Raw genomic sequence first — 18,415 nt, forward strand, 5'->3', positions numbered from 1 at the left:
GCAGAAAACTCTACCTTTGCAGCCGTTTTTTTAATGGACACAAATGGAAATATTCTGGAATACTATCGCACAATACAACGAGGCCACCTGGTGGACACAGCTCCTCATCACCGCAGCAGGTATCCTGCTCACCACGCAGCTCTACCGGAAACCGACCTTATGGGCAAAACGCTCCATGAAAATCTACATGGTATTTCTGAACGGGTGGATATCCGTCGTGTACTACATGATGTATTGCGGAGCGCGCGGACACCACCATATACTCGCCATCTTCTGGGGAGTGATTGCAGTGTTGTGGCTATGGGATTTGTTTACCGGCTACACTCCGTTCGAGCGCAACCCGAAATACAAGGTACTGGTGGGGGTACTCTATGCAATGCCTTTCCTCTACCCGCTCCTTTCGTGGGCACGCGGAATGGAATTTCCCATGATGACTACCACCGTGATGCCCTGCTCGGTAGCAGTTTTCACCATCGGGCTGCTGCTGGCTTTCTCGCGCAGGGTCAACCTGCTCGTCATTCTGTTCCTTTGCCACTGGGCGCTCATCGCCTTTTCCAAAGTCTACATCTACAAGATTCCCGAAGACCTCCTGCTGGCAAGCGCCACCGTACCTGCCATCTATCTGTTCTTCAAGAACTACTTTGAACAGAACTTACACAAGGAAACCAAGCTGGGCGCACGGCTCATGAACTGGTTCCTTATCCTCATCTGTATAGTGGTCGGGGTACTGCTCAGCATGACGCTGCTCCATGGAATGAGAGGATAAAGAAATAGCGCGCTTCCGCGCGCCAAAATCATTTCTTCTTTCCCTGATTGGCCACAGCCTCCATCAATTTCTTTATCTCCTCGGGATCACCCAAGAAATAGTCTTTCGTCAAGTTCAGCTCATCGTCAAACTCAAAGACGTAGGGCACCGCCGTAGGCAGGTTCAGATGCACAATTTCATCGTTCGAAATATGCTTCAGATGCTTGATAATACCCCGCAGGCTATTGCCATGAGCCACTACCAGCAATTCGTCGGCCGTCTTCAGATTCGGGAAGATGACACATTTCCAGTAAGGCATGATACGCTCAATCGTATCTTTCAACGACTCCGTACGGGGCAGTTCGGCATCGGGCACTTCTTGATAACGGTCCTCAAAACGCGGATTACGCGGGTCATCCTCGGCCAATGCATGCGGAGCCACATCAAAGCTCCGGCGCCATACCAACACCTGCTCGTCACCGTACTTGGCAGCCGTCTCTGCCTTGTTCAGCCCTTGCAACTGGCCGTAGTGTTTCTCATTCAACCTCCACGATTTCTCCACCGGAATCCAGTCCTGGTCGAGGCGGTCCAGCACACAATCCAGTGTCTTCACGGCACGCTTCAGATAGGAAGTATACGCCTTCTTGAAGCGGAATCCCTTTTCTGCCAGCAGCTCACCCGCCCTTACAGCTTCAGCAACGCCTTTCTCTGTCAAATCAACATCCGTCCACCCCGTGAAGCGGTTTTCCTTATTCCATGCACTCTCGCCGTGGCGAAGCAAAACAATCTTTTTCATATAGTCTCCTTTCAGTTTTACCTATAGAACACCCGGCTACCTCCTCTTGTTCATGCAATAGCGGACCACATATACCAAAAGTATCAGAAACGCCACCCACACCATGCTGATGACCGGCAGGTAGCGGTTATACAAATATTCCCCTTCCTTCGGGACACGGTTGAAAGTACAGATTATGCAATTACAGCACGCATCGAGTGCATCATGCGAGAATACCGAAAAAACAATGATAGCCACCCCCGCAAGAAGCATCATCAAAGTCCCCCACACCAGCCACTTACCAGCCACGGAAGGATGGAATTGCGAATGAGTGGAATGTACGAATCTAACCATAAACACTTGTCTATTATTACCGGTACAAATGTCCTTCATTTTTAACAATCCGGCAATACCTACTTTTCATCAAAAAGAGAGTCTGCCATCCCAATTAGTAGGTAGCCGCGACCTCTATAAACCACGCCACAAGCTAACCCGAAATGGGGAGCGGCACAACACTAAAAGCCCTACATGTAGGTATTTCACGTTCTCCGGCAAAGCCTTTACTTTGCAGCAAACAATTTAATCACTTTATTTACAATGAAAAAGACTGGTGTTTTTTATGGTTCCAGTACCGGAACCTGCGAAGAGTTGGCTAACCAGATAGCCGAAAAGTTGGGAGTTTCCTCCACCGACGTACATAGTGTTGACAAGATGACCGCCGATAAAATCAAGGAATATGAAGTGCTGGTTCTAGGTACCTCCACTTGGGGAGACGGCGAACTGCAGGACGACTGGTATGACGGCGTAAAAGTACTGAAGAGCGCCGACCTTTCCATGAAGTTCGTAGCCCTATTCGGTTGCGGTGACTCCGAATCCTACTGCGACACATTCTGCGACGGCATCGGAGTACTCTACGAGGACCTGAAGGATAGCGGGTGTACCTTCTTGGGCAACAAAGTTAGCACGGACGGGTATTCCTTCTCCTCTTCCATCGCCGTGGTAGACGGTGCATTCGTAGGACTTCCCCTCGACGAAGTGAACGAAAGTAACAAAACCGCCGAACGCATTGATGCCTGGACAGCCGAAATAAAAAGCAAGCTCTAGAAAAGAAACAGACCATCCGTTTACTTTAAACGGATGGTCTGCCTGCATCATGCAGATGATATCTTTTATCTGAACAGATAATGTGTTCCGCCATATCCGCAGGCACATTATCTTTTTTTATGCTCTTATACGAACCAGCGAACGTAGCAGAAGTCCTGACGGTGAGGCAGGTCTGCATTCTTCGGGAACATACGGTAAGAAACCTTGAAGCTACCCGCATTTTCCATCTTGTGCTTAGCTTGGAAAGTATAAAGGTTACCTTCTTTCTTCACTACATTGAACGGTTCTACGGAGTAAACATGCTGTTTGCCATCCTGAGCCGTATAAGTAGTCACCAGTTCCAGACCGATAGCATCGTTCAAGCCCTTCTCGTCGATAACGTAAGTAATGGTGTATTCCTTACCGCTCTCGATGGAGCCTTTCACCAGGTCTTCGGTCTTTTCGCAAGACACCACTTCAATGCTGTCCCACTTCTCGGCAACTTCTTCCTTCCAAGCAGCTATTTCCTTAGCCTTGGCACAACCGTCGGCAGCCAGCATCTTGAAACGTTTGGCCTCCTTGATGTAGAACTTGTCGTAATAGTCGTCCAGCTGACGCTTCATTGTATAGTGGGGAGCAATCTGTGCGATGGAGTTCTTGATAGTCTTCACCCAACCTTCAGAATATCCCTTCTTGTTGCGTGCATAGAACAACGGCAGAATTTCTTGCTCAAGAATGCTGTAGATAGTAGCGGCATCGAGCTGGTCCTGATGTTCCTGGTTCTGGTAAGTACGCTTTTCGGTCAATGCCCAACCGGCACCTTCACGATAGCCTTCCAACCACCAGCCGTCGAGTACGGAGAAGTTTACAACACCGTTCATCAACGCCTTTTCGCCGGAAGTACCGGATGCTTCGAGCGGACGTGTCGGAGTGTTCAGCCAGATATCCACACCTGAAACGAGGCGACGTGCCAACTGCATGTCATAATTTTCCAGGAAGATAATCTTGCCCAGGAACTCCGGACGACGGGAAATCTCAATGATTCTCTTAATCAAGCCCTGGCCGGCACCATCGTGCGGGTGAGCCTTACCGGTAAAGAGGAACTGTACCGGATAGTCGGGGTTGTTCACAATCTTGGCCAGACGGTCGAGGTCGGTGAACAGCAAGTGTGCACGCTTGTAGGTAGCGAAACGGCGTCCGAAACCTATCAGCAGAGCGTTCGGATTGATTTTGTCCAGCAGGGAAACGATGCGTGAAGGGTCACCCTGGTTCTTCAACCAAGTTTCACGGTATTGCTTGCGAACATAGTCAATCAGTTTGTTCTTCATCACCATGCGCGTCTTCCAGATTTCTTCGTCGGACACGTTATAGATAGCCTCCCAAATCTTGGGGTTGGACTGGTCGTAGAGGAAGTTCTCATCAAAATGCGCAGCATAGAGATGTTTCCACTCCGTAGCGCTCCAAGTGGGGAAGTGTACACCGTTGGTAACGTAGCCCACATGGCTTTCTTCGGGGAAGTAACCCTTCCAGATGGAAGCGAACATCTCCTGGGAAACCTTTCCGTGCAGCCAGCTCACACCGTTCACCTCCTGAGAAGTGTTGCAAGCGAATACAGACATACAGAAACGTTCACCCTTGTCGCCCGGATTGTTACGTCCGAGGTCCATCAGGTCGTCCCAGCTGATACCCATTCTTGAAGGATAGCCGCCCATGTACTTGCCGAAAAGGCCTTCGTCGAAGTAGTCGTGACCGGCAGGAACCGGAGTATGTACAGTATAGAGAGAAGAAGCACGTACCAGCTCGATAGCCTGGTCGTAAGTCAGACCTTCGGCCACGTAGTCACAGATGCGCTGTACGTTGATTAAAGCAGCATGTCCTTCGTTGCAGTGATAGATATCTTTCTTGATGCCCAGCTTCTTCAGCGTCAGAATACCACCGATACCGAGCAGGATTTCCTGCTTCAAGCGGTTTTCCCAGTCACCGCCATACAGCTGGTGAGTGATGGAACGGTCGAACTCGCTGTTCATTTCATTGTCAGTATCAAGCAGAAAGAGAGAGATACGTCCAACGTTCACTCTCCACACATAAGCATGCACGTAGTAGTCCAGATAAGGAACATCCACTACCATCTGCTCGCCCTTCTCATCCAATACACGGTCGATGGGCAACTGGCCAAAGTTCTGTGCCTCGTAATTGGCAATCTGCTGGCCGTCCATAGACAATGTTTGTGTAAAGTAACCGTAGCGGTACAGGAAACCGATTGCACACAAGTCGGCGTTGCTATCGGAAGCTTCTTTCAGGTAGTCACCGGCAAGTACACCCAGACCGCCGGAATATATCTTAAGTACATGGCTCAAACCATACTCCATACTGAAATAAGCCACGGACGGGCGCTTGCTGTCAGGCTTCACATCCATGTATGTGCGGAACTTGGAGTATACGTCATCCATTCTGCGCAGAATAACTTTGTCATTTGCGAGTGCCTCGAGTTTAGCATAACTCATACGTTCCAGCAGAAGTACGGGGTTCTGTCCCACTTCTTTCCAGAGAGCAGGGTCAAGGTCTCTGAACAGTTCGGTGGCTTCATAATTCCATGCCCACCAGATGTTATGTGCCAGTTCAGACAGTTTCTCCAGTTCGGCGGGAATGTGCGATTTCACATTCACATCTTTCCAGTTAGGAGTGTTTACATTACTAACTTTAATCTTCATTGTATGATAACTAATTGATTAATAATTCTTTTATTTTAGTTGACGCTTCATGGCATTGCGCAGTGCAATGTCGTAAGCCTCGTAATAATATTGTATAAAGTGCTTCCACAAAGCCTGCTCTGCCACCTGGCCTGCACGCTTGCGTATTTCCTTGATTTCGGCTTCCGTCTTGGTAGAGAACAAGGCTACGGTGTCCTTGATGCCGTCTGCCACTTCGGAATAGTTATAGTCCGAACGGTGCAGCACTTCCACTCCGTCGTTTATGCCATGCTGGTTTTTCAGGCTGTTCACCCAAAGTCCGAAACCGGCAAGGTCGGTGGTGATGGTAGGCACCCGGAAAGCCACGCTCTCCAGCGGGGTATATCCCCACGGTTCATAATAGGACGGATAGACACTGAGGTCCTCGCCTAAAATCAAGTCATAATAATGCTTGTTGAGGATGCCATCGTGACCATCCTGATAGCAAGGTACAAAAATTACTTTCACCTTATCTTCGGGACGATTGCCCATACCGAGGTATTTCAGCATATCCAGCACCTGGTCGTGCGTCATATTGTGCAGCCAGTGGGTGATGAAAGGACACTGCAACGGTTCGGTGAACTTATCTTTGCTCTTCAAGCGCTTCTGCAAGTCCTCGCGGGGGTCTCCCACCCAGCTGGGCACGTTGACAAACGCCAATACTTTCTTCTTTAAATCTTTATCGCGGTTCAGCCGGTTCAATGATTCCAGGAACACATCGATACCCTTATTTTTGAACTCATAGCGTCCGCTGGTACCGATAATCAGCGTATCGTCGCCCAAGTCCTCACCCAGCAGGCAGTTTGCCACACGCAGCATGGTGGAACGGGCACGTTTGCGCTTGCCGGTAAAGGTGGCGCCTTTCGGTACAAAATCATCTTCAAAACCGTTCATCAGCACAACATCCGCAGGCTTGTCAAGCAATTCCCTGCATTCGTTGTTTGTGATTTCGCTCACAGTGGTGAAACAGTCCACATAGTGGGCCGTCTGCTTTTCAATGGAATGTTTGGACTGCATGTTCAGCTCCTCCGCCATCTGGTCGCCGTTGTAGGCGAAAAGATAATCGTAAAGCGGCTTGTTGTTGCCAGCTATGGAGCGGCCGATGGACGTGGCATGGGTGGTGAAGATAGTCCCTATCTCGGGAACGGCAGACTGAAGATAGAGGGCGGCCATGCCGGTCATCCACTCGTGTGCCTGGAACACCACTTTGTCCGTTTCCGTCAAATTATAGCGATAGAAACTCTCTATCACCTTGCCGGTAGCGAAAGCAAACATGGATGCTTCGTCATAATCACCATATCCATGCAGTGAATCCACCTGATAGCGGTTCCACATTTCTGTATAAATCTCATTTTTTTCTGCAAAGAACGGTTGGAAATCAACCAATATAACAATAGGTTCTCCCGGAATGTTCCAGCGACCTACGCGGACGGAAAGATTGTCTTTCAACGCTGCATGTTTTTTCCACGCTGCACAAAGGTTATCAGACTCAATGAACAAAGGGTTCTCTTTTCCCTGCCAGAAATCCGGCCCTATAAAGAATAATCTATCGCGAAATTTAGTCTGTAAAGTATTTGCCCTTGTAGACAAAACTGTATAGATACCGCCTACTTTATTACACACTTCCCAACTCGCTTCGAAGATGTAATCGGGGGTAAGTAGTTCTTTAGTCATATTATGTTATAATCTCTTTATCTTAATTACGGCTGCAAAAGTACGTATTATTCTTTGAAAAATAGCCTTTTAATCGAAAAAACTGATTAAATATGCATAAACAATCGTTTGCGGAATGTCATAGTTTAGCCACAAAAGCCCCATTGACTCGCCCATCCATGCATTTTTCGTCTAAAATTCCCGAAGTTTCAAAAAAGAATTTCTGGAGTTTTCAGTTGAAGCCCCAGGAATTTAAACAAAAAACCCCAGGGATTTCAATTGTAAATCCCTGGGGTTTATTTTCTTATAATCCGGATTATACCATCAATGCAGCTACCAGCGCCAAAATAGCGTAGAATTCAGGAAGCGCGGCGTAAATCATTGTATTGGTCTGTACGTCGTGTCCCTGGGAGATACCCACAATACCGCTAGCACAAATCTGTCCCTGACGGATAGCGGAGAACAGACATACCAGTCCGACACCCAATCCGATGCCCAGCATCAAAGGACCGTCTGTCGCAAAATCCCTGCCCATAGACATCAGGAAAGCCACGAAGCCGTAAAGTCCCTGCGTAGCCGGAAGGGCCGACAAAATCATATAACTTGCTGACTTGGAAGGGTCTTTCTTCAACGCACCTTCTGCCGCACTACCGGCGATAGTTGTACCGAAGCAACTGCCAATTCCTGCAAGGGCCAACATCAGGCCCAGACCGAGATAACCTAAAATTTCATTCATAATGTTTCTATTTTTATTTGTTTTTTAATTTGTTTATTTCTTTACTACTGTAAAAGGTTTATAAGCTTCGCCCTTACCTTCGTAACCGGAATTCTTGAAGTATTCCACAAATGTCAGACGGAGCGGGTGTACAAAGGCACTCAGACAAGACATGGCGATATTCAGCGTATGCCCGAATATCAGTATCAGTCCGCAGAACAGCCATCCCAGGGCCGGACCTGCAGCATCGTTCACCATGAAGGCAAGCTGGTTGAACACGCCTCCAAGCATACCGCCTGCCAAGCCGAGGGCATAGAGACGGATGTAGGAAAGTATATCGCCCATCAATCCGGTTGCCATGTTATAGGTATCCCATACTCCGGCACCGATGTTGACAAATACATTCCGGTGGATATTGTTCAGCAGGTAGATACCGATGGCGGAAACACCGCCAATCACGATAAATGCCCACGTAGACACGTCTTCCGAGATTATCTTGAAGAAGGAAAGTCCGCCGGTGCAGATAAATCCCACCACCAGCAACAGCCATCCCCAGGCACTGAGCGACTCCTTGAAGCCGAAACGAACGGTCTGTCCCACGGCCTTCACCGTCATGGCAATGCAGATGTGCACCGCACCGATAATCAACGCCAGCAGCATTTGCTTGTCATAGGTAGTCTCACCTATCTTACCCACAATCATGAATTCCTTCAGTTTGGCGGGTATCTCCAGGTCAAAGAGGCTTACACCGAAGAAGGTTCCCAATATGGCACCGATGACGGACGTAAATATACCCAACGTAATCACCAGGTTCATCATGCCTTTCATGGACTTGGACATCTTCCTTTTCAAAATGAACCCGAGTGCAATCAGTACCAGACCGTAGCCCGCATCTCCCATACAGAAAGCAAAGAAGAGCGAGAAGAATGGCGCAAGTATCGGTGTCGGGTCGAACTCGGCATATTCGGGCATACCGTACATTTTGGTAAGCACTTCGTACATGCGTGTATAGGCGTTGTTTTTCAGCTTGATGGGAGCATTGTCCTCGCGCTTGGCAGCCCTTATCTCATAATAAGTGCCGCTTTCATCGAGAAGTTTCCTCACATCCGCCTCGCAGTCTTCGGGAATCCAGCCTTCCATCAACACTACGGCACCTTCTGCCATATGTTCGCTGTTCAGCTTGACTTTCAGCAGGTCTATCTCTTCCTGGAGCTGTAGGTTGTACTTCTCCAACGTGCAGTAATTCGCTTTGCAGAATTCTTTCAATCCGGCATGTGCCTGCACAAGGGCCTCTTCCGTATCGGCTTTCTTCCGGCTCAGTTCGGAGAGGCTGAGTGAAGGCAGACGGAGCGGTTCCACATCCAGTTCTACCGGTTGGGGAGTGACGGTCACGAAATAAAGATGTCCGCCGTTCTCTTTCACCACGATGGCATTGTAGTCCTCTGCCCACGCTTCGTTATAGTCTTTCTCCGGGCAGGTATAGAACTGCACGAACCAACCAGCATCTTCCAGCTTGCGGATGGCTCTCCAATCGAAATCGCCCCAGACTTCCATCTGCGCCACATCCTTGTCGATGGCGGGAATCTGCTGGTTCAAGTCTTGTATCCGCGCCTGCAAGTCCTCGTAGAATTTCACCAGAGCATCGGCCGACAACTCTTTATGCACCTTTTCTTCCGGCTGTTTGTCTGCCAGGGTGTGCATGCTCTGAAGCATATTCTTGTAGAGCGTACGCTTCTGCATGAATTGCTGCAAGGTGTCGTCCATCTCGCCGCACTGCCTTTCCACAACGTGCACCACGCCCAGTTCCCGGATTTGTGCCAGAAATGCTTCGTACTCCTTATGATACACAAGGAACGTGAGCTTCTTCATTTTCGTAATCATGCCTCTGCCTCCTTCCTTTTCTCCTGATGGGATTTCATGATTTTCTGCGATGACTTGGAAAGGTTCTCCTCGTCTTCCATAAACCGCTTGATTTTGCGCAGAGCATCCTGATAACCCGGAATCTGTACTTTCTCAAAAAGATTCACCTTCTGGGTGGTCTTTTTACGCGCATGTTCCAACAAGTTCAACTTGGCAACAGTAAATTCACGCTCGATGGCAGTATGTGCCAGTGACTTAAGCAAATGCAGCCCGTCTGCATACCATTTGGGCGCATTGAACAAGCTGTAAGGGCGTATCTCGAAATCTACATTCTCGAGCAACGGCACCCGTACACCGGCAATCTTCTTTACACCGAGATGAACATCGCTGACCTTTATCAATGAAGCGTCGAACTCATTCCAAAGGGCGAACATGGCTTCGTAAGCTTGGATTTCCTTTTCCAACCTCGCGTCCAACGCGGCAGCGTCTCCCTTGCAGCGCTTCACTTCCATACGCAGGGCACTCTCCTTATTCTTAATAATGGGGAGTGTACGCACGCGCACCTTCAGTTGCTTTTCGAGTTGCTGAAGCGAGGTTTTGTTATATTGAAACTTAATAGCCATTTTATTTACGATTTAACGATTTACGATTAGACGACTGAAGCTACTCAATTTCTCAATTTACAGATTTACAATTTCAGTAATATCAATCGTAAACCGTAAATCGTCTAATCGTACATTTATTTAGTTTGCTTTCGGCCAGAACTGGTCCACAAGCTCTTTCTTGATATTCACCTCTTCCGGACGGAAATACTTGCCGAACAGACTCCATGCCACATCGAGCATCTCTGTGGTATCGAGGTTGACATCGATGGCCAGTAGCTGGTTGGAGTAGTCCTTGGCAAAGGCAAGGGTACGTTCGTCGTAGTTCGTCAGGTCGAAACCGTTTTCAAGCTTGGTTTTGGCGTTGGCGGCATCGGCGTACAGACGTACGGCGGCATTCATCACCTGCGGATGGTCCTTACGTGTCTTTTTGCCCGTAACAAGCTGTTTCAGACGGGACAAGGAACGGAACGGGTCAACGATAACCTTACCGATGTCGCTGTCACGACGGAGGAACAACTGGCCTTCCGTGATATAACCCGTATTGTCGGGCACGGCATGCGTAATGTCGCCACCGGACAGAGTCGTCACCGCAATAATCGTGATGGAACCGCCGCTTGGGAACTGCACCGCCTTTTCGTATATCTTCGCCAAGTCCGAATAAAGGGAACCCGGCATGGAGTCCTTCGAAGGAATCTGGTCCATACGGTTGGACACGATGGCGAGCGCATCGGCGTAGGAAGTCATATCCGTCAGCAGCACCAGCACCTTTTCATTATTGTTTACAGCAAAATACTCGGCCGCCGTCAGTGCCATATCCGGAATCAGCAGACGCTCTACCGGAGGATTCTCGGTGGTATTCATAAAGCTGACGATACGGTCGAGCGCACCGGCATTGGAGAATACGTTCTTGAAGTAAAGGTAATCATCGTTCGTCATACCCATACCGCCAAGGATAATCTTGTCAGTCTCCGCACGCAGAGCCACATTCGCCATCACCTGGTTGAAGGGCTGGTCGGGGTCGGCAAAGAACGGAATCTTCTGTCCGGACACCAGCGTATTGTTCAAGTCGATACCTGCAATACCGGTTGCAATCAGTTCCGAGGGCTGCTTACGGCGCACCGGATTCACGGATGGACCGCCAATTTCCACCTCCTCGCCTTCAATGGCCGGACCACCGTCGATGGGGTCGCCAAAGGCGTTGAAGAAGCGTCCGGCAAGCTGCTCGCTCACTTTGATTGTAGGAGCCTTGCCCAAGAATACTACCTCTGCATTGGTGGGAATACCTTCCGTACCCTCAAACACCTGCAAAGTCACTTCGTCGCCGGCAATCTTCACCACCTGGGCAAGTTTGCCGTTTACGGTCGCCAACTCGTCATACCCCACTCCGGTTGCCTTCAGCGAACACGTAGCTTTCGTAATCTGAGTAATCTTGGTATATATCTTTTGAAATGCTTTTGTTGCCATCTATTTATTTACTATTTGACAATTTACTATTTACTATTTAAATCTCTGCCATCCTATTCTACTATTTTCCTATCTACAACCTCCGTGCACCTGCATCCGCAAGGCAAATAGTAAATTGTAAACAGTCAAATAGTACATCCTTAGGCTTTCCGTTCCTCAACCAGTTCCTGCAACTGCTTATGGAACTTCTCGTATTCTTCCGACTTGAACTTCGAGTAGTTCATCTGCTTGCAGATGTTAATCATCTTCTTGAAGTAATCCATTACTTCGTTGAAGTTGTCGAACTCAAATTCGGTATGACAGATTTCTATTACCATATTCAGAATCTCCTCCTGACGCTCCATCGGAGTCACGGCATCAACTTCGTCAAAGGCATCCTGCTGCAGGATAACGAAGTCAATCAGTTCCGATTTCCAGAAAGTCACGTGATATTCTACGGGCACGCCGTCGTCACCCAGGATGTTGATTTGCTCGGCAATCTCCTTACCACGCTGCAAACGGGTCTTGATTTCATTCACCTTGCCAATCCAATCACCGTTGATGTGCTTGGTGATATACTCCTCGAATTCAGGGTATTCAATGTATTTGGAATACGAGTCAATCGGATTTACGGCAGGATAACGCTTCTTGTCGGCACGGTCCTGCTCAAGGGCATAGAAGCAGCGAGCCACCTTCTTCGTATTCTCGGTTACCGGCTCCTTCAGGTTACCGCCCGCAGGCGATACCGTACCAATGAAAGTAATGGAACCGGACTCGCCGTTGTTCAGCTTCACATAACCCGCACGGCCGTAGAAGTTGGAGATGATGGAGGACAAGTCCATCGGGAAGGCATCGGGACCGGGCAACTCCTCCATACGGTTGGACATCTCGCGCAATGCCTGCGCCCAACGTGAGGTGGAGTCCGCCATCAGCAGCACCTTCAATCCCATGCTCCGGTAGTATTCCGCAATCGTCATTGCCGTGTAGACAGATGCCTCACGGGCAGCCACCGGCATGTTCGAAGTATTGGCGATGATAATCGTACGTTCCATCAGCTTCCGTCCCGTATGCGGGTCAACCAATTCGGGGAATTCTGTAAAGATTTCCACAACCTCGTTGGCACGCTCACCGCAGGCAGCGATGATTACGATGTCCGCTTCCGCCTGTTTTGAAATGGCATGCTGTAGTACCGTCTTTCCTGTACCGAACGGACCGGGGATAAAGCCCGTACCACCTTCCACAATCGGGTTCACGGTATCGATTACGCGCACACCGGTTTCCAGCAGTTTGAAAGGACGCGGTTTTTCCTTATAGTTGGTCATGGCACGCTTCACGGGCCATTTCTGTATCATGTTCACCCGGATGTCATTGCCTTCGCCATCCGTCAGCACTGCAATGGTATCCTCAATGCTGTAATCACCTTCCTTTGCGATGGATTTCACGGTGCACACACCTTTCTGTTCAAAAGGCACCATGATTTTCAGAGGCTGGAAGTTCTCGTCCACTTGTCCCAGCCAGGCAGCGGCTTCCACTTGGTCGCCCACCTTTGCCAAAGGCACAAAATGCCATTTGCTTCCTTTATCCAGCGGATAGGTATATTGCCCGCGTTTCAGGAAAACGCCATCCATCTTGTCGAGGTCGTTTTGCAGACCGTCGTAGTTCTTCGAAAGCATACCGGGCCCCAGTGTCACTTCGAGCATATGTCCGGTAAACTCGGCTTCGGCCCCCACTTTCAGTCCGCGGGTACTCTCAAATACCTGCACGTAGACCTGGGTACCTACTACCTTAATCACCTCCGCCATCAACTTGTCTCCTCCGGTCGAGATATAACAAATCTCATTCTGCGCTACCGGTCCGTCGACGACGAGGGTCACCATGTTGGCTATTACGCCACTAACAGTTCCTTTTGTTGCCATATATTTTTAGTTGTTTATTTTATCTGAATTCTGCGGGTATCTGCACATCGTCTTTCAAGGCAGCGATAATGCTGCGGAACAGTTGGTTACCCTTCTCTTTATCCAACGAAATCCACCGTTCTATCATCTCCAGCTGTAGCAGGAAGACAAACAGACGTTCCACGGTAAAGTAATCGAAGAATGTGGCCTCCTCCATCCAGTCCCAGCGAAGCTGGTCCAGCTTCTTTTCCCGGTCCACCAGTTCCTCCATCTCACTGATTTTCACCAGCTGCTCCAGATAATCCACCTCAGTACCCAGACCGAAGTCACGGGCATTGGAAGTACGCAGAGCCTCGCACACTTCCGTATCACCCACAATCAGCGGAGCAATGTCCAGCTTGAACTTACGTGCTGTGAGCGCCACCAATATATTATTGAGAGTGAGGTTGAAACCAAACCAGGAAGACACAAACTGATTCTTACATTCCATGGCATAGGCGTAATAGAGCGCTGCCAGGCGGTCTTCATACAAGAAACCGTCCTCGGCAGGCAGGCTGAAGTATTCGGAAATGAACGTGGAGAGATAAGATGGGAATACACTGTCAGAGACTTCGTCGCCATCCTTCAGTCGTGAGATATATTCCGCCAGTTCCTCCAACGAATAGTTTCCGCGCGGGTCGATGGCAGCATCCTTATCCTTCAATAGTTTCAAGACATTCGCATTGTCGAATTTCAGATAAAACAAATCTATCAACTTTTTATCATCTTCCGACAAGGCAGGATATAGTTCCGTCCTGAAATCGGCTACTGTATAGCTCAGTTTACTGTCTTCCAGAGTAAGTTCAGGCAAACCGGCTACCAAGTAATAGTATTTACTCATAATCCTGTGGGAGTTTTTAGAACAGCATTTCCACTAATTGCGGACGCAGGAATTCCTTGAAGTAATTCATAAATTCTTCTTCGCCGAAGTTCACCTTGTACGAACCATCGGCAGGCGATACGGAGAACAAGGTTTTGATGCCATTCACTTGCTCAATCTTCACACCCTTGTCCAGCAGGTCTTTCGCCTTCGCTGCGAAATATTTCGTCAAGCCTTCCGCATCCGCAGTAGAGATAACGATTGGTTCGTTCACACTCCATTTGGACGCCAATGCAACGATGAAGGCATTAAGATAATTCTTGTTTGCAGCAAATGCCTTTACATCGGCATTCACAATGTTGTCCGTCACCAACGTAGCGATTTCGGACTTCAGAGCATTCACAGCCTGACCGGCAAACAACTTTAATTCAGATTTTGTATTCTCTGCCAGTTCATCGGCAGACTTATGGGCGGTAGCCACGATAGAATCCGCTTCCTTACGTGCATCCTCTATAATTCTCTTGGCTTCTTCCTGAGCTTTTGCGATAAGTTTCTGTGCCTCTTCATTTCCTTTCTCTACGCCTTCGCGGTAGATCTTATCGGTCAGCTCTTGAATCTTGTTTTCCATATTTGCAGGAGTTATTATATGATTTATATTACAATATTAATTGCGTGATTTTTTCCCTTCCTATTAGATTCACGCCAAATTTACAAAAATCCATTTGATATTGAATAGAAAGAAAGGAAGAAAAGTTCTTGCTCTTCCAAAAAAAACTCGTTTTACACCAACTTTGTTCTGTAATGATAACAAAAGAATGACAAAAGAAGCAGAAAATACGTCTACAACAACGCATGGCAAGGATTAAGGGGAGCAGTTCCGGAGGTATCTAAAACGAACGAAGCCTCCGTATCCTTATCAGACACGGAGGCTTCTTCTGAAAAACGGCGACTACCTACTCTCCCACTGTTACGCAGTACCATCGGCGTGACCGGGCTTAACTTCTCTGTTCGGAATGGGAAGAGGTGGAACCCCGGTGCTGTAGTCACCTGAATAAGGTAGACATGATGCGAAAAAAGCAAAGCATTCATTTATGGCTGAACGTATATACCTCCATACAAGGCAAGGCAAAAAGTGAACGGGCAATTAGTAACGCTCGGCTATGACATCGCTGCCTGTACACCTGCGTCCTATCAACGTTGTAGTCTACAACGACCCTGAGAAATCTAATCTTGTGGCTGGCTTCGTACTTAGATGCTTTCAGCACTTATCCAATCCCGACTTAGATACCCGGCAATGCACCTGGCGGCACAACCGGTAAACCAGAGGTCAGTCCAACACGGTCCTCTCGTACTAGTGTCAGAGCCACGCAAATTTCATGCGCCCACGATAGATAGAGACCGAACTGTCTCACGACGTTCTGAACCCAGCTCGCGTGCCACTTTAATGGGCGAACAGCCCAACCCTTGGGACCTTCTCCAGCCCCAGGATGTGACGAGCCGACATCGAGGTGCCAAACCCCTCCGTCGATATGAGCTCTTGGGAGGGATCAGCCTGTTATCCCCGGAGTACCTTTTATCCTTTGAGCGATGTCCTTTCCATACAGAAACACCGGATCACTATGCTCTAGTTTCCTACCTGATCGACTTGTGAGTCTCCCAGTCAAGCGCCCTTATGCCATTACACTCTGCCGACGGTTACCAATCGTCGTGAGGGCACCTTTAGAAGCCTCCGTTACGCTTTTGGAGGCGACCACCCCAGTCAAACTACCCACCAAACAGTGTCCCCGCAACAGCGGGTTAGAACTCAAATTAATCAAAGGGCCGTATTTCAACAGCGGCTCCACGAACACTGGCGTGCCCGCTTCAAAGCCTCCGGCCTATCCTACACATCAATTACCCAAATTCAATGTTAAGCTATAGTAAAGGTTCACGGGGTCTTTTCGTCCCATCGCGGGTAATCGGCATCTTCACCGATACTACAATTTCACTGAGCTCACGGTTGAGACAGCGTCCAGATCATTACACCATTCGTGCAGGTCGGAACTTACCCGACAAGGAATTTCGCTACCTTAGGACCGTTATAGTTACGGCCGCCGTTTACTGGGGCTTCAATTCAACGCTTCTCTTGCGATGACGTCTCCTCTTAACCTTCCAGCACCGGGCAGGTGTCAGGCTGTATACTTCATCTTTCAATTTTGCACAGCCCTGTGTTTTTGTTAAACAGTTGCCTGGACCTATTCTCTGCGCCTCAATTGCTTGAGGACCCTTTATCCCGAAGTTACAGGGTCAGTTTGCCTAGTTCCTTAACCGTGAATCACTCAAGCGCCTTAGTATATTCAACCCGACTACGTGTGTCCGTTTGCGGTACGGGTACCGTAAGGATTAAGTTTAGCGGATTTTCTTGGAAGTATGATTACACGCACTATTGGATTGTCCAGAAGGACGCTCCATACTGTCAGGTTCGACTCTCATTCCGGATTTGCCTGGAACAATCAACATCTACACCCTTCAACGGACTATTCCGTCAGTCCGCGGCGCTGTCACGACTCCGTCTCCACGTCACTCCTTAAGGTAGTACCGGAATATTAACCGGTTCTGCCATCGGCCTCGCCGTTCGGCTGAGCCTTAGGACCCGACTTACCCTGATCCGATTAGCGTTGATCAGGAAACCTTAGTCTTTCGGCGAGGGGGTTTCTCACCCCCTTTATCGTTACTTATACCTACATTTGCTTTTCCACACGCTCCAGCAAGGCTCACGCCTTACCTTCGACGCTGAGTGGAATGCTCCCCTACCGATGATTTCTCATCCCAAAGCTTCGGTAGAATACTTATGCCCGATTATTATCCACGCCAAACTCCTCGACTAGTGAGCTGTTACGCACTCTTTAAATGAATGGCTGCTTCCAAGCCAACATCCTAGCTGTCTTAGCAATCTGACTTCGTTAGTTCAACTTAGTATTCATTTCGGGACCTTAGCTGTTGGTCCGGATTGTTCTCCTTTAGGACATGGACCTTAGCACCCATGCCCTCACTCCTGACATAGAACTGACACGCATTCGGAGTTTGTCAAGACTTGATAGGCGGTGAAGCCCTCGCATCTTATCAGTCGCTCTACCTCATGTCAGTATAAGTCAAGGCTGCACCTAAATGCATTTCGGGGAGTACGAGCTATCTCCAAGTTTGATTAGCCTTTCACCCCCACCCTCAGGTCATCCAGAAGCTTTTCAACGCTTATTGGTTCGGTCCTCCAGATGGTGTTACCCATCCTTCAACCTGCCCAAGGGTAGATCACTTGGTTTCGCGTCTACTCCTTCCGACTATACGCCCTGTTCAGACTCGCTTTCGCTTCGGCTGCGGATCTGAGATCCTTAACCTCGCCGGAAAAAGTAACTCGTAGGTTCATTATGCAAAAGGCACGCCGTCACACTAAAAGTGCTCCGACCGCTTGTAGGCACATGGTTTCAGGAACTATTTCACTCTTCTGTTCGAAGTGCTTTTCACCTTTCCTTCACAGTACTGGTTCACTATCGGTCTCTCGGGAGTATTTAGCCTTACCGGATGGTCCCGGCAGATTCACGCAGAATTCCTCGTGCTCCGCGCTACTCAGGATACCACTAGGCTTCGGTTGGCTTCGCATACGCAGCTATCATGCTCTATGGCTGTACTTTCCAGAACATTCTGCTCACCAACTTTCTTGCCACAACGTGGTCCTACAACCCCACACATGCCGTAACATGGATGGTTTGGGCTGTTCCCCGTTCGCTCGCCACTACTGGGGGAATCATTATTTATTTTCTTTTCCTGCAGGTACTAAGATGTTTCAGTTCCCTGCGTTAGCCTCCCGCATTGCGGGATGATATCCCTTCAGGATATCGGGTTGTCCCATTCGGAAATCCGCGGATCAAAGGTCATTTGCACCTACCCGCGGCTTATCGCAGCTTATCACGTCCTTCATCGCCTCCGAGAGCCAAGGCATCCGCCATGTGCCCTTACTTACTTTTTGTCTTACCGATCACGTATGGTCGATATATACTTTCAGCTTTCAACTTTACT

At 48.8% G+C, this 18,415-nt stretch carries 13 protein-coding genes and 2 rRNA genes; 2 read left to right on the plus strand and 13 right to left on the minus strand.

Translation table 11 applies throughout. From position 1 onward, the window contains the following. Positions 1-43 precede the first annotated feature (43 nt). Positions 44-766, plus strand: a complete 723-nt coding sequence (locus ITJ87_RS14865; RefSeq protein ID WP_117963452.1) for a DUF6064 family protein — start codon at positions 44-46, stop codon at positions 764-766. Between the two features lie 28 nt (positions 767-794). On the opposite strand, the gene gpmA is transcribed toward ITJ87_RS14865, so the two are convergent. Beyond that, positions 795-1,541, minus strand: a complete 747-nt coding sequence (gene gpmA / locus ITJ87_RS14870) for a 2,3-diphosphoglycerate-dependent phosphoglycerate mutase (RefSeq protein WP_117749759.1) — start codon at positions 1,539-1,541, stop codon at positions 795-797. A 36-nt stretch (positions 1,542-1,577) separates the two neighbouring features. Continuing rightward, on the minus strand, positions 1,578-1,874 hold the full coding sequence (locus tag ITJ87_RS14875) for a hypothetical protein (RefSeq protein WP_005837364.1): 297 nt from the start codon (positions 1,872-1,874) through the stop codon (positions 1,578-1,580). A gap of 243 nt (positions 1,875-2,117) precedes the next feature. Here ITJ87_RS14875 and fldA point away from each other — a divergent pair, with 243 nt between their 5' ends. After that, positions 2,118-2,624, plus strand: coding sequence for a flavodoxin FldA (fldA, locus tag ITJ87_RS14880; protein ID WP_008664319.1), 507 nt, complete (start codon positions 2,118-2,120; stop codon positions 2,622-2,624). Positions 2,625-2,749: 125 nt separating this feature from the next. Here fldA and ITJ87_RS14885 read toward each other — a convergent pair whose 3' ends face one another. The 11 genes from ITJ87_RS14885 to ITJ87_RS14935 form a co-directional block, all read right to left on the minus strand. Beyond that, positions 2,750-5,314: a glycosyltransferase family 1 protein gene (locus tag ITJ87_RS14885; protein WP_117964506.1), complete on the minus strand. Its 2,565-nt coding sequence runs from the start codon at positions 5,312-5,314 to the stop codon at positions 2,750-2,752. Positions 5,315-5,344: 30 nt separating this feature from the next. Beyond that, positions 5,345-7,006 (minus strand): glycogen/starch synthase, encoded by a 1,662-nt coding sequence (locus ITJ87_RS14890; protein WP_005827398.1) that lies wholly within the window; start codon positions 7,004-7,006, stop codon positions 5,345-5,347. Positions 7,007-7,301: 295 nt separating this feature from the next. After that, on the minus strand, positions 7,302-7,721 hold the full coding sequence (locus tag ITJ87_RS14895) for an ATPase (RefSeq protein ID WP_005827396.1): 420 nt from the start codon (positions 7,719-7,721) through the stop codon (positions 7,302-7,304). Positions 7,722-7,754: 33 nt separating this feature from the next. Next, positions 7,755-9,581, minus strand: a complete 1,827-nt coding sequence (locus ITJ87_RS14900; RefSeq protein WP_008664313.1) for a V-type ATP synthase subunit I — start codon at positions 9,579-9,581, stop codon at positions 7,755-7,757. After that, positions 9,578-10,183, minus strand: a complete 606-nt coding sequence (locus ITJ87_RS14905) for a V-type ATP synthase subunit D (RefSeq protein ID WP_005827391.1) — start codon at positions 10,181-10,183, stop codon at positions 9,578-9,580. Before ITJ87_RS14905 ends, ITJ87_RS14900 begins: the two co-directional genes overlap by 4 nt. Positions 10,184-10,303: 120 nt before the next feature. Further along, the gene (locus tag ITJ87_RS14910) at positions 10,304-11,629 is read right to left on the minus strand and encodes a V-type ATP synthase subunit B (protein ID WP_005827389.1); all 1,326 of its coding nucleotides are present in this window, start codon (positions 11,627-11,629) and stop codon (positions 10,304-10,306) included. Positions 11,630-11,769: 140 nt separating this feature from the next. Then, on the minus strand, positions 11,770-13,524 hold the full coding sequence (locus ITJ87_RS14915; RefSeq protein ID WP_117601383.1) for a V-type ATP synthase subunit A: 1,755 nt from the start codon (positions 13,522-13,524) through the stop codon (positions 11,770-11,772). A gap of 19 nt (positions 13,525-13,543) precedes the next feature. After that, positions 13,544-14,383 carry a DUF2764 domain-containing protein gene (locus tag ITJ87_RS14920; RefSeq protein ID WP_117964505.1) on the minus strand — a complete coding sequence of 280 codons (840 nt, stop codon included), beginning with the start codon at positions 14,381-14,383 and terminating at the stop codon, positions 13,544-13,546. 16 nt (positions 14,384-14,399) lie between these two features. Continuing rightward, complete coding sequence (locus tag ITJ87_RS14925; protein ID WP_117601385.1) at positions 14,400-14,990, minus strand: hypothetical protein; 591 nt, start codon at positions 14,988-14,990, stop codon at positions 14,400-14,402. 312 nt (positions 14,991-15,302) lie between these two features. Next, positions 15,303-15,413: ribosomal RNA gene (gene rrf, locus ITJ87_RS14930) — 5S ribosomal RNA — on the minus strand. 73 nt (positions 15,414-15,486) lie between these two features. Continuing rightward, a 23S ribosomal RNA gene (locus tag ITJ87_RS14935) occupies positions 15,487-18,365 on the minus strand. Positions 18,366-18,415 lie beyond the last annotated feature (50 nt).

This window comes from Bacteroides sp. HF-162 (assembly GCF_015679285.1).
Taxonomy (GTDB): Bacteria; Bacteroidota; Bacteroidia; order Bacteroidales; family Bacteroidaceae; genus Bacteroides; species Bacteroides uniformis.